This is a genomic window from Shewanella sp. YLB-07 (assembly GCF_009377275.1).
In genome coordinates this window covers 440,909-452,990 of record NZ_VOQB01000001.1, presented here as the reverse complement: position 1 = coordinate 452,990, position 12,082 = coordinate 440,909, and the positions used below count along the sequence as shown (strand labels likewise).

Below are 12,082 nucleotides of genomic sequence, written 5' to 3'. Positions count from 1 at the left end.
CTTGCGGGCTTGTTCTATGCGGGTCTAATACGAATTAGTCTTTGTCTGCCAGTTTCTTGCCCATAATGTCCAGCTTACCTTTCTTAGAAAGCCCGGCAATGGCCAGGGTCTGGCTACCGACGCTGTCATAGGTTAAATCGATAGACTCGATTTTAATATCACCTTTAGGTACGCTGATACTACGGCTCGACAGTCCCTTGGTTAACAGACCTAAATTGTCCACCGTCTTGCTCGTGCCGTCACTCATATGCAGTACGACTTTATGCAGGTTCACCGAACCTTGGGTGCACTTTAACTTGATATGAGTGACACTTTTCTCGCTGTAATGAGGAGTTACCGTATCGGTTTCAGTTTTATAATCGACGGTCTTATCTGCAATTTTAACCCAATCTGCAGACGCTAAACCTTGAAACGAAATCAGCGTTAATGCCAATACCAAGATTCGTGTCATTGAAAATTTCAAAATCCTTCTCCTAAACTTCTATCTTTAAAATTAAACGCTAGGAATGCTTCCCAACATTAAAGAGATAAGTTCGTCAAAACGTTGCTGTCTCTGTTCACCAGACTGCTTAAAGTCGGTAAAACCTTGTGCTAACACTCGCCAAACTGGCTGTAGTTGCATAGGCTTAAATAGCGCCACTAACACTGAGCCTTTCTCATACTGATCGCTATCGATACCAGCAGTCGATAAGCCAGCCACTAATCCGGCTTCCTTCAAGATCTCGGCATCACTCATGTTGGACTCGAGTGCCAAACCAAACCCTATCAGCAGATCCGGAGACTCATCGATGGACACGAGTCGATAACCTTTAGACTCCATCATCTGAGTGATCGAGGTGCGCATATGACGAACGACTTTTTCACTGTTAATTCTCTCATCCGCAACCACATTTTCCAATGAGGGATGCCAGGCAAAACGAGAAGTTTTTTCAGAAATGAAACCTAGATCACCCGTAGTCACCATAGTCGTGCGCATTGGGCTGGTTTCAACATGGTCCACAGTGACGCAAGCCGTCAAAAATGTGATTAAAAATAAACAGATTAGTTTTTTGATAATGAGGTTCCTTTTCGATATCAGAGCTTGGCACTCAACAATTTTTCAATGCATCAACAATAACATTGCAAAGGTTAACCTAACCTGACTCATAAGTAACCAAAATGGAGAACATTTGCCTATGGGCCATCTAGAATATTAGCACTTAGAATACTTGTCTTAGCATGCTTAACTATCGACCAGGTTATGAAAGTGAGTCCCAGTTGCAAATTTAGCTTCACTGTCTCACCAATTTAGCTAATATGGCTTCCCGATTTCCCCTACAGGTCCAGTATGGAACTCATTTTAGCTATTGCTCTGTTTGCCTTCTCGTCCGGGATAACTCCGGGGCCAAACAACGTTATGTTGATGAGCTCAGGGGTCAACTTTGGCATTAAACGTAGCCTGCCGCACTTAACTGGGATCTGCCTTGGTTTCCCTTGTATGGTACTTGCCATAGGTTTAGGCATGAGTGCCTTATTCCAGACCTATCCGGTCATTCATTTAGTCATCAAATATATAGGCATTGCTTATCTGCTCTACCTCTCATGGCTTATCGCCAATAGCAGCAGTAAGATGGAAGGCAAACAGACATCGAATCCATTAAGTTTCATACAGGCGGCAGCCTTTCAATGGGTCAACCCTAAAGGCTGGATAATGGCCGTGGGCGCAATAGCCACCTTCACCAATCTTGATACCGCATTAACACCCCAAGTATTGACTATCGCGGCTGTTTTCCTCGGCGTGGCCTTTCCCTGCGCCATGACTTGGTTAGGTTTTGGCGTCGCCTTAAAACGCCTACTCAAAAATGAACGGCAACAGAAAATCTTCAACATCTCTATGGCACTCTTACTCGTGGTGTCGATCATCCCCATGGTGTCGCCATAAGCCAAGTTATTTAGTAGGATAGGTAGTAAGTTCAGCACTGATCGCTTGCGCACTCTGCCTTTCCTCCTTATCCTTGCCCACGATGTATCACCAAAACAGATTAAGGCTAGCCCCGCATGTCACAGCACGAACAAGACAAAGAACTTCAGCTCATCGCGCAGCAGACTCAAAGTTGGGTAGAGCAAGTGATAATGAAGTACAACATCTGTCCGTTCGCTCGCCGGGAAGTCGAACGTGGCAGCATACGCTACGCGGTGATCGATGAGTCCAAGATGCATAATGTACTCGAAGCCTTGATAAAAGAGTGTAAGTTGTTGGATGACAATCCAGATGTTGAGACCACCCTGTTTATTGTCCCCCGTGGTTTCGAGGGCTTCTACCCTTATCTGGATCTGGTCGATGTCGCCAACAATCTGCTTATCGAACAAGGCTATGAAGGCGTATACCAGCTAGCCAGTATGCATCCGGATTACTGTTTCGACGGCGAACCTATGGATGAACCATCGAACTACACCAATCGCTCCCCCTACCCTTTACTCCATATCATTCGGGAGGCCAGCATGGAGCAAGCACTAGCCAGCTATAAGGATCCTGAATCCATTCCCGAGCGTAATATCGAGTTTACCCAGCGTAAAGGCAGTGACTTCTTCGCCAAGCTACTCTCCCAATGCATGAAGAAATAAGCCTTACAGATATCCATCAATGAGCGCATTCTCTGATAATAAGACATGCGCTCAAAACGTCTCGATTTAAAAAGCTAGTCGAGTGAAGGCTATTTATTATACGCCTGCAAACATTCGACGATAAGATCGACAAAACCCTCACGATCCACATCGAACAACACCTTGGCATTCGGCTTATTACCCGACAGCTGATAGCGGTCCACGACTGTCATGCCTTGGGTATGCTCTCCCTTAGTCTCGATACCAACCCACACATCTTGGGCAGTAAACAGCTCAGGTTTCAGCAGCCAGGCTATGGTGCACGGATCGTGCAGCGGCGCCCCCTTGAGTCCCCACTTAGGGTCTTGATGATAGATCATGAAGAAATCCAACAGACCTGCGACGCACTGAGCAACCGGATTATCTATGGCGCGAATTCGCTCTATATCTTGCTGCACAATATACGCTTGGTGAGTCACATCCAATCCGCACATGACGATGGGGATACCTGATTTAAACACCATATCGGCCGATTCAGGATCGACAAAAATATTGAACTCGGCGGCCGGCGTCCAGTTGCCCGCAGCCGCGGCGCCTCCCATCAAGACTATGCTGTCTATCTTAGTGTGCAGCTCGGGATGGCTAGCCAACAGCAGGGCGATATTGGTCAAGGGGCCCGTGGGGTTAAGAATAACCGGAACCTCACTGTCTCGAATTTTCTGCGCCATCAACTCCACCGCGCTGAGCTCGACCGGAGCGAAAGCCGGATCTGGCAGCTTAGGGCCATCCAGTCCGGACTCTCCATGAACATTATCGGCAATGATCAGCTCTCGAGCCAGAGGCTTAAGGGCGCCACCGGCAACGGGCACGTCATATTGCTCCAGCAAGGTCAGTATGCGTAGCGCATTATTCAGTGTCTTATCCGGAGTCTGATTTCCTGCACTCGTGGTCACAGCCAGCACATCCAAGGCTTTAGTGCTAAAGGCAAGAATAAGGGAGATGGCATCATCATGCCCGGGATCACAATCACAGATAATGGGACGACTCGTCATACTATTTACTCCTGAAAAACCAAAAATGACCTAAGTGGCCTAATAATTTACCTAATTGAATTAATATCAATCGCTATGAAAGAGTGTACCTGAGGTTAAAGGGAAATCTGTGAGTCAGTCTGCAAGCTGAAAATCTGGAGCTAGCTGAACCAGATTGAATCATAATAATTTACACATGGGGATGCACATAAGCTCAATACCCGTTGGGTGGCGCCAGCGAGTCTCATCTCCGGCGTTAAAGCCTAACTTTTTATAAAAACCGACGGCATTTAATGAAGATGACAGTGACAAGGTCTTAACGCCCGCTTTTTTGGCCTGCACTTCAAGCTCGATTGCAAGCAACTTACCTATGCCCATGCCTACGGCTTCGGGGTCAACAAAGACGGCCTCTAAACGACATTGAGCCGCATCAATAAAGCCAAAACCCAGAATCTTTTCTGGGGTATCCCCCTGGATATTGCTACCGCATTCTCCCAGAGCTTCAGCGACTTGTTCTACAGAGAGTTCATCGACCAATTCAACGGCGACAATAGCGCCGAGAGATAACAGGACCTCAGTGAACGCTTCCGGCATGGGCGAGCCAGCCCAGGTTTGCACCTCGTATCGGGTATAATGCGTACTGCATCCCTCTAATATGGCATCAGTCCTTATCTGCCAAATCCGGCTCACATCCTGTGATGTCACGGCTCGTGTCGTGATCATGGCTTCTCCTTTAGTTGACCGTTTTTTAACTGAATATCAAAAGCCTGCGGGGTTAATTTCACAGCTATTCTCATCAGAGTCAATCCAGCTCTTTAAGAGGATTAACCTTATCTACAAATAAAACTGGTATAAGATTGTACAAACGAGCTCAGTCTTATCGCTTCTATCCTCTGATTAGGTGACTTTTGCGCTAGGTAACCGTAGTATTTGCCAGAATATACTTTCTTCTATACAGCAAATTTAAGAGTATCAAATGGCTAAAAAGTTTTATGTGGTTTGGGTCGGGCGCGAAACAGGGATTTTTACCACTTGGGATGAAGCCAAGCGTCAGGTCGATAAATTCCCTAAGGCCAAATACAAATCTTTCAAGACAAAATCCGAGGCCGATGCCGCATTTTCAAGAGGCGCATCGAGTGCCTACGCCGCTAAGCCAGCTAGCTCATCTAGCGCAAGCAAGAGTCAAAAAGCTCCGACAGCTAAAACATCAGCTTCTAACGCTGACTATGATGTGGTGATCTATACCGATGGTGGCTGTGAGCCAAACCCGGGTAAAGCAGGATCTGGCGTTGCCGTGTATAAAGATAATGAGTTGTCTGAACTCTGGTACGGGCTATATAACAGCTATGGCACCAACAACTCAGCCGAGTTAAATGCATTGCATCAGGCGCTATTAATCGCAAAAGAGAACTTGGCAGCAGGTAAATCGGCACACATTCGCAGTGACTCCCAATACTCGATAAATTGCATCACCAATTGGGCCTATGGCTGGAAAACCAAAGGCTGGAAACGCAAAACTGCCGGTGACATCAAAAACCTGGATGTCATTCAGGCATCACATGCCCTGTATGACGAGCTTAAAGAAAAACTGGTTATCTCCCATGTTGCGGCCCATATAGGCATAGAAGGTAACGAGTTAGCCGACAGAATGTCTATCTATGCCATAGATAAAAAAGATACAGAGTTTTGCCGCTATCCTAAGCCGATAGTGCTTGCTGAGATTTTAAGTTTACGCACGGGGTAATACCCCTTTCCAACAGCCAGGTCGACAATCGAATCTTAAAGAGCAACAATCAAGTGACAGAGCAGAAAGTATTTATCATAGGCCTACCGAGAACGGCCACCACCAGCGTCTGTGTCGCCACCCTTTCTTTGGGGTTTAAAACCGCGCACACCGCCTACACCCAAAGAGCCATGGATGAGGCCCAGATCATCGCCGACACACCGATTTTTTGTGATTATCAGCAACTCGACAAAGTCTATCCAAATGCTAAGTTCGTTTACCTTACCCGAGAGTCGGATAAGTGGCTGCCTTCTATTCGCCAGTTGTTAGCGCGCATGTTTACCAACTTACAACGCAGTGACGGTGGTTTTAACCCGATATTAAAGCGTTGCTATAACGAGGTATTTGAACCGCTGACTTTAGATAATATTGCCAAAGACAGCTTCTTGCTTGAGTGTTATCAGCGTCATTACCAAGGCGCATTAGACTATTTTAACGGCCGAGAGCAAGACCTGCTGATTATAGATGTCGCTGATGCTGGAAACTTTCAACGGCTAGCCAACTTTTTAAGCATCACAGATATCGCCCCCTCGCAGAATTTTGAACATATCAATATTGGCGGTAAGGTCACAGCCTGGAAAAAGATAAAACATCCGTTGAAAATAGAAGCGACCGAGAAAGGTAAAATCGACAGCATTAAGCGATGAAGCAAGAGTCGACTGAAGCATACACTAGGTTAACGCTTTGCTACTTGGCCTAACTTAGGTAAAATGCCGTTTTTTCTCGCCGAGAGCACTTATGTTTGATTTGAAATACCACACGCCGTTTAAGTGGACCGAAAAGGTATTAGCCGATTTCGATACCTTTTTACAAGATCATGCTTCGGCAGAAAAGAAAGCATCGGGCATGGCCATGTCTATGTTGTCCCATTATCCTCAGCATAAAAAGCTAGCCCGTGCGATGACAGATCTGGCCCTCGAAGAGCTGATCCATTTCAAGCAAGTATTAAAGCTTATCCACGGCCGCGACAATGAACTGGGTCGAGATCAAAAAGATGAGTACATCACTCAGGTACGCAAACTTCATAGACACCCAAGCGATCAACTGTTTTTAGATCGCATGCTCATCGCCGGTGTCATCGAAGCCCGAGGTTTTGAGCGTTTCTCTCTCGTTGCCGAAGCACTCGAGCCAGGTAAAGAGAAAGACTTCTATGAAGCCATTGCTAAGTCGGAAGAGAAACATAAAGAAATGTTTGTCGAACTGGCTTATGAGTATTTCGATAAAGACTTGGTTGATACACGTTTAGAAGAACTGCTTGTCGATGAAGCCAAGATTTGTGAAAGCATTCCTTTCACCGCAGCACTGCATTAACCATTTTAATGTAAACAAGCCCCTTTCTAAGGGGCTTTTTATTGTCTGTTCCTAGCCAACAAGCATTAGCCAACAGGCCTAATCCACGGGCTCTAAGCGTTTAATGTCTTGTTGCCATTGCTCAGCAATAAAGTCGATAAACTGTCTCACTAGAGGTAGTTGATAACTGCGGGACAGATACACGGCCCACAGGGGACTACTGGGAAAGTAATAATCCAAGAGTATTGGTTGCAGCTGTTTAGCGGCAATGATTGGGTTAGCGAGATCGCAGGGTAACCTGACAACACCCTTGCCTCGGATAGCAGATCTAAGTAATAAACCCACATCATTACCTTGAATATTGCCTTTCACCTCAACCGAGAATTGTTGATTATCACGGATAAAGCGCCACTCAGACATGCCAAGATGCACTAAACAGTTATGCTTGGTTAGTTCAGCTGGCGATACGGGCTCGCCATGCAATTTGAGGTATTCTTCCGACGCGCACAGCACAGAATCAATCGAAAACAATTTACGTGCTATCAGGCTTTCATCGGGTTGCTGAGTATACCTAAGCGCTATATCGATGCGCTCGTCCACTAATTGCGAGTAAGTATCCGAGGCAAAAATATCTATGTTGACCAAGGGATGAAGCTCGGTAAAATCTTCCACTAAATCAATCAACATATTTTGTGAGAGTCCGATTGGCGCTGTAATTCGAATCGTTCCCGATAACTTATCTGCCTGAGACAAGGCCTCGAACTCCAATGCCGCGGTTTCATCTAAGATCCGCTCACAGCGCTTTAATGCCGCCTCCCCTGCATGGGTCAAACTCACCTTCCGAGTGGTGCGATGCAATAGCCTCAGCTTCAACCAAGACTCAAGGTCTTGTACATGGCGAGACACCTGCAGTCTGCTCAAGCTCAAATTATCAGCAGCCTGAGTGAAACTGGCAGTATTGGCCACCTCGACAAAACTTCGCATTGCAGTAAACCTATCCATCACACCCACCATTAGTATCTTACATAGATACAATCTACATCATTAATCGATATTTATCCCATATTCCCCTGCTAGTAGACTGCAATGGTTATCAAAACTAAATACTGATCTCGATTGGTATTAAACGAATAAGAGGATTTAAAATGAAAATTGCAGTCATAGGCGCATCGGGTTGGATTGGCAGCCATATCGTTACAGAAGCTAAAAACCGAGGCCATCAGGTTATCGCCTTAGTGCGGGACACAACTAAGATCACAGATACCGACATAGAAGCTCGCCGCTTCGATCTACTCAATAGCCAGGCAGATTTAGCCACAGCGGTAAAAGGCGCCGATGTGGTCATCTCGGCTATCGGCGGACGCGCAGCCGGTAACCATGGCATAGTCTCTAAAACGGCTGAGAAGTTACTATCCGAGCTGCCTCACGCTCACATTGAGCGACTATTATGGGTTGGCGGTGCAGGCTCTCTGGAAGTCGCGCCCAATGTTCAACTGGTAGATACCCCTGAATTTCCTGCAGAATATCACACAGAGTCAATTGAGATGGGTAAGGCTCTCGAGGTATTTCGCCAGAGTAATAGTCCAATTAACTGGACCTTTATCAGCCCGGCGGCGCTGATTTTCCCAGGAGAAAAACAAGCTCAATATCGTGTGGGGGGAGAACAGTTACTCACAGATGCAGAAGGCAATAGCAAGATTTCGGTGAGTGATTATGCACTGGCCATGATCGATGAAGTCGAGACAGGCAAGTATCCGCGGCAACGTATCGGGGTCGCCTATTAATAGATGATGATCATAAGAAAGACAAAAAGTCAGCGTGACAAATACACTGACCTTTTCACTCTTATCGATAACGAATTTCGTCAGCTAACGGCTACTGAGAAGTTAGTCTCGACAATATCGGTTCGCAGATGCTTTATCTGTTGCTATTCATCCGCATTCAAACAATCTTTTAGAGGCTGCATTACTCTTCTAGACCTGCGACGGCCTGATATACAGCACCATTTTTCTGTCCGCTAACACTGGCAACATAATAGGCAGCAAGCTCATCGGCTGGCATACCTGTACTGCTGTCCATACCCAGCATCTCCATCGTCTCTTTAACAAAGCTTGGGCTCACGACGTTAAGCCTTTTACCGTCGATTAACTCAAGTGCTGCAGCGCCAACGAAACCATTGACCGCCGCAGTCGCCATAGAGATAGCAGCCGTCCCTAGTGAAGGATTATCAGATGACTGACCCGAAGTTAAGGTAATAGAGCCCCCGTGATTAAGATATTCAAGCCCTATTCGTACCAGATTAACCTGCCCCATCACCTTACTGTCCAGCACAGTCTGGTAACCAGAATCAGGCATGTCCGCAAGACTCCCCATGGCGCCATTGCCCGCCATGCTCACTACGGCATCCACCATGCCCACCTGCTCAAACAAGGCTCGAATCGAGTCTTTGCTTTGAGTATCGACAGTAATATCACCTCGGCTATGGCCCACTGAGATAACATCATGATCCTTTGCTAAACGATTAACCACTGCCTTACCGATAATGCCGTTCGCACCAATTGCTAAAATTTTCATTGTTTTTGCTTCCTTCTAATTAGAGTCAATTCTTGTATATAGATTAAAATTCGATTTGTTGTCACCCATTCACCAAGCGAGTCTTCAATTCATATTTAATCGATGTCGCTGCTCGAATGAGATAACTTTAAGGCATCACCTGTTCACAAAAAAGCATAGCTTTTAGCACAAGATGGTCATATTATTAGACCATGGTGAATTTAGAACATCTTCAGGTTATCAATACCATCTGTGCAGAAGGCAGCTTTCAGAAAGCCAGCGAGAAACTGCATAAGGTGCGCTCGGCTGTGTCCTACTCAGTAAAACAGGTCGAGTCTTATTACGATATTCAGATCTTTAATCGTCAAACCTATCGACCTGAACTCACGGCAGACGGAAAACTCTTAATTGTAAAAATTAGGCAGCTACTCAAGCAGGCCAGTGATTTTGAAACCTACGTGAATGAGCTAAAGGGTGAGTGTGAGACAGAGTTACGCTTTGGGGTGAGCTCCAACTTCCCTCTGGATAGAATCACTGAGCTGCTGCTCGAATTGAAGCAAACGTTCCCGAGCACCACGATTCATCTGGAAATTGAAGTCGCATCAGGCGAGAGAATGTTACTGGATGAAAAGGTCGATATTGCAATCTATGGTGCCCCGTTTAAAAATAAAGCGGTGGACTATAACCTAATCGATACCATGAATATCCCTCTGCTAATATCTAAGCTGCTCCCCCTTAAAGATCTCAATAAAGTGACAGAAGATGAGCTTGCCGCTTATCCTCAGGTGATAGTCAAATCGACCGACAGTAAATCACCGGATACCAGTTTTATTGATGCTACTCTTAAGTGGTATGTCACCGACCTTCATACAAAAAAGACCTTAATCACTCAAGGTCTGGGCTGGGGACGACTGCCTGAACATCTGGTTAAGAAAGAGCTGGAAAGCGGGGACTTGATCACACTGGATACCTTAGGAGAGTTCAAACTTCCTATGTATGTCTCTAAACTAAAAAACAGAGCATTAGGGCCTGTCGCCCTTAAGATTTGGAATTATTTTCAATAGAATCACCTCTTCAAATGATGTTCAGAACATCACCCGGTTCTGTTTTATCTACATAGTTGGCTCATTGAGAAACAAGAGGAGATACAGATGCACCCAAGCGTTTGGCTCAAACCCGGCATATTAATCATTTATGGCTCGGCGCTCGATACTGCCCCCCATAAGCACCATGCGATTCAACTGATATTGCCAAGCCCAAACGCCTCTTATCAGCTAAATAATACAGCTGGAACTGGTGCGCTGGTGATCGATGCCGACGTGGAGCACCAACTTTCCATGGCATCTGGCTGGATACTCCTGATCGAACCTCTGAGCCATTGGGGGAAAGCCCTGCAAGAGAAGCTTGCTGGCCGCCCTACATGCGACATAGAGCAGCAATCATCCACTATGCCATCAATTGCAGGCAGCGACGACCAGCCCTTTCCCCTATTAACACCACTCTTTGAGCAGCTAGGTCTAGGCAGTTATCCCAACACATTCACCAGTCAGCCCACAGACAAACGTATACAGAGTCTGGTTTCGCAACTGGACAAGTGCATTAATGGCGATTGCGTTAAGCCCAGCAATTGGCGGGCTGCGCAGGTTGCAGAGCAACTAGCTCTATCTGAGAGTCGTTTTCTCCATCTATTTCGCGAGGAGATGGCCATAGCCTGGCGCCCCTACTTGCTATGGCGTCGAATGTTCTGCGCCATTAATGCCTTAAAACAAGGTAGCAATGCAACTCAGGCCGCTTACTTAGCAGGCTTTGCCGACAGTCCTCACTTAAGCCGGACATTTAAAAATAATTTCGGCATGACAATTCGCCAAGCATTAGCCCTACTCCAGCTTAAATCCTATTCCAACTTAAATAAATAAGCTAAATATCCAATCACCCAAACTACCGCTTATCCGATCAAGTTAGCCAGTTTATTCAATTTATCTGCAGCACTAGCTTCTAATATCGACTCATACCCAGCGTACAGATTTGATATTGGAGATACCCATGACAACAACAGCAAAGCAAAACGAGATAACTAAACAGCATCTACAAACCACTGCCATGTTAGATTTTAAGCATCCGAGTATTCAGAGCCTAGTCGATAAACGAGACTGGGCACAGCTGAGCCAATATGATGCTATCGGCGCAATATATACCTATGTCCGTGATGAGATTCAGTTCGGCTATAATGCCGATGACCGCTTATCTGCCAGCCAAGTATTAAAAGATGGCTACGGCCAGTGCAATACTAAAGGCACCTTGCTTATGGCACTGTTTCGGGCGGTAGGAATTCCCAGCCGTTTTCACGGTTTTACCATCTTTAACGAGCTCCAGCGCGGCGCTATTCCTAACTACCTATTTTCGATAGCACCAAAACGGATCATCCATAGTTGGGTGGAAGTAGAGCTAGATAATCGCTGGATAAACTTAGAGGGTTATATTATTGATAGTGACTACCTTGCCCAAGTACAGCAAAGTTTTGGTAAGCAGTGTCAGCAGTTTTCCGGCTTTGGTATTGCGACTAAAAGCCTATCAAACCCGGATATCGACTGGCGGGGTGAGGATACCTATATTCAAAGCGAGGGGATAGCCGATGATTTTGGTTTGTATATTCAACCCGATGATTTCTACAAGAGTTATGGCAGTAACCTATCAGGGATAAAGAAATTCCTATTTCGTTACCTGCTACGCCATTTGATGAATGCGAATGTTAACCGTATCCGAGCTAAAGGCATTTAAAACTAAATCACGTGACATTAGCCTAACGATCTAGAGTGTCGACATTCCAAGCGGGGATAGTCGA

Annotated in this window: 15 protein-coding genes; 9 read left to right on the top strand and 6 right to left on the bottom strand. The window is 45.9% G+C overall.

Annotated elements, in window-relative coordinates:
* Positions 1-34: 34 nt before the first annotated feature.
* Both FS373_RS01825 and FS373_RS01820 read right to left on the bottom strand, forming a co-directional pair.
* Positions 35-463, bottom strand: coding sequence for a hypothetical protein (locus FS373_RS01825; protein ID WP_152828925.1), 429 nt, complete (start codon positions 461-463; stop codon positions 35-37).
* A gap of 30 nt (positions 464-493) precedes the next feature.
* On the bottom strand, positions 494-1,000 hold the full coding sequence (locus FS373_RS01820) for a DUF4136 domain-containing protein (protein ID WP_229380946.1): 507 nt from the start codon (positions 998-1,000) through the stop codon (positions 494-496).
* A 327-nt stretch (positions 1,001-1,327) separates the two neighbouring features.
* Between FS373_RS01820 and FS373_RS01815 the strand changes: the two genes are divergently transcribed.
* On the top strand, positions 1,328-1,921 hold the full coding sequence (locus FS373_RS01815) for a LysE family translocator (protein ID WP_144047366.1): 594 nt from the start codon (positions 1,328-1,330) through the stop codon (positions 1,919-1,921).
* A 116-nt stretch (positions 1,922-2,037) separates the two neighbouring features.
* A complete protein-coding gene (locus FS373_RS01810; RefSeq protein WP_152828924.1) occupies positions 2,038-2,604 on the top strand; it encodes a DUF1415 domain-containing protein in 567 nt (188 codons plus the stop codon).
* Between the two features lie 89 nt (positions 2,605-2,693).
* Here FS373_RS01810 and rihA read toward each other — a convergent pair whose 3' ends face one another.
* Entirely contained in the window at positions 2,694-3,635 is a 942-nt protein-coding gene (gene rihA / locus FS373_RS01805) for a pyrimidine-specific ribonucleoside hydrolase RihA (RefSeq protein ID WP_144047368.1), read from the bottom strand.
* A 159-nt stretch (positions 3,636-3,794) separates the two neighbouring features.
* Positions 3,795-4,337, bottom strand: a complete 543-nt coding sequence (locus FS373_RS01800) for a GNAT family N-acetyltransferase (RefSeq protein ID WP_144047369.1) — start codon at positions 4,335-4,337, stop codon at positions 3,795-3,797.
* Positions 4,338-4,590: 253 nt separating this feature from the next.
* Here FS373_RS01800 and FS373_RS01795 point away from each other — a divergent pair, with 253 nt between their 5' ends.
* The 3 genes from FS373_RS01795 (at position 4,591) to FS373_RS01785 (ending at position 6,708) form a co-directional block, all read left to right on the top strand.
* On the top strand, positions 4,591-5,358 hold the full coding sequence (locus FS373_RS01795) for a ribonuclease H family protein (RefSeq protein WP_144047370.1): 768 nt from the start codon (positions 4,591-4,593) through the stop codon (positions 5,356-5,358).
* 53 nt (positions 5,359-5,411) lie between these two features.
* Positions 5,412-6,044, top strand: a complete 633-nt coding sequence (locus FS373_RS01790) for a sulfotransferase family protein (RefSeq protein ID WP_144047371.1) — start codon at positions 5,412-5,414, stop codon at positions 6,042-6,044.
* Between the two features lie 91 nt (positions 6,045-6,135).
* Entirely contained in the window at positions 6,136-6,708 is a 573-nt protein-coding gene (locus FS373_RS01785) for a tRNA-(ms[2]io[6]A)-hydroxylase (protein ID WP_144047372.1), read from the top strand.
* A gap of 78 nt (positions 6,709-6,786) precedes the next feature.
* Here FS373_RS01785 and FS373_RS01780 read toward each other — a convergent pair whose 3' ends face one another.
* Positions 6,787-7,689, bottom strand: a complete 903-nt coding sequence (locus FS373_RS01780; RefSeq protein WP_144047373.1) for a LysR family transcriptional regulator — start codon at positions 7,687-7,689, stop codon at positions 6,787-6,789.
* 143 nt (positions 7,690-7,832) lie between these two features.
* Here FS373_RS01780 and FS373_RS01775 point away from each other — a divergent pair, with 143 nt between their 5' ends.
* On the top strand, positions 7,833-8,471 hold the full coding sequence (locus tag FS373_RS01775; protein ID WP_152828923.1) for an NAD(P)-dependent oxidoreductase: 639 nt from the start codon (positions 7,833-7,835) through the stop codon (positions 8,469-8,471).
* Between the two features lie 181 nt (positions 8,472-8,652).
* On the opposite strand, the gene FS373_RS01770 is transcribed toward FS373_RS01775, so the two are convergent.
* Positions 8,653-9,261, bottom strand: a complete 609-nt coding sequence (locus FS373_RS01770) for a short chain dehydrogenase (protein WP_152828922.1) — start codon at positions 9,259-9,261, stop codon at positions 8,653-8,655.
* Between the two features lie 191 nt (positions 9,262-9,452).
* Here FS373_RS01770 and FS373_RS01765 point away from each other — a divergent pair, with 191 nt between their 5' ends.
* From FS373_RS01765 to FS373_RS01755, 3 genes are all read left to right on the top strand, one after another.
* Positions 9,453-10,304, top strand: a complete 852-nt coding sequence (locus FS373_RS01765; protein ID WP_144047375.1) for a LysR family transcriptional regulator — start codon at positions 9,453-9,455, stop codon at positions 10,302-10,304.
* Between the two features lie 87 nt (positions 10,305-10,391).
* A complete protein-coding gene (locus FS373_RS01760; protein WP_152828921.1) occupies positions 10,392-11,156 on the top strand; it encodes a helix-turn-helix transcriptional regulator in 765 nt (254 codons plus the stop codon).
* Between the two features lie 127 nt (positions 11,157-11,283).
* Positions 11,284-12,018 carry a transglutaminase-like domain-containing protein gene (locus tag FS373_RS01755; RefSeq protein ID WP_152828920.1) on the top strand — a complete coding sequence of 245 codons (735 nt, stop codon included), beginning with the start codon at positions 11,284-11,286 and terminating at the stop codon, positions 12,016-12,018.
* Positions 12,019-12,082 lie beyond the last annotated feature (64 nt).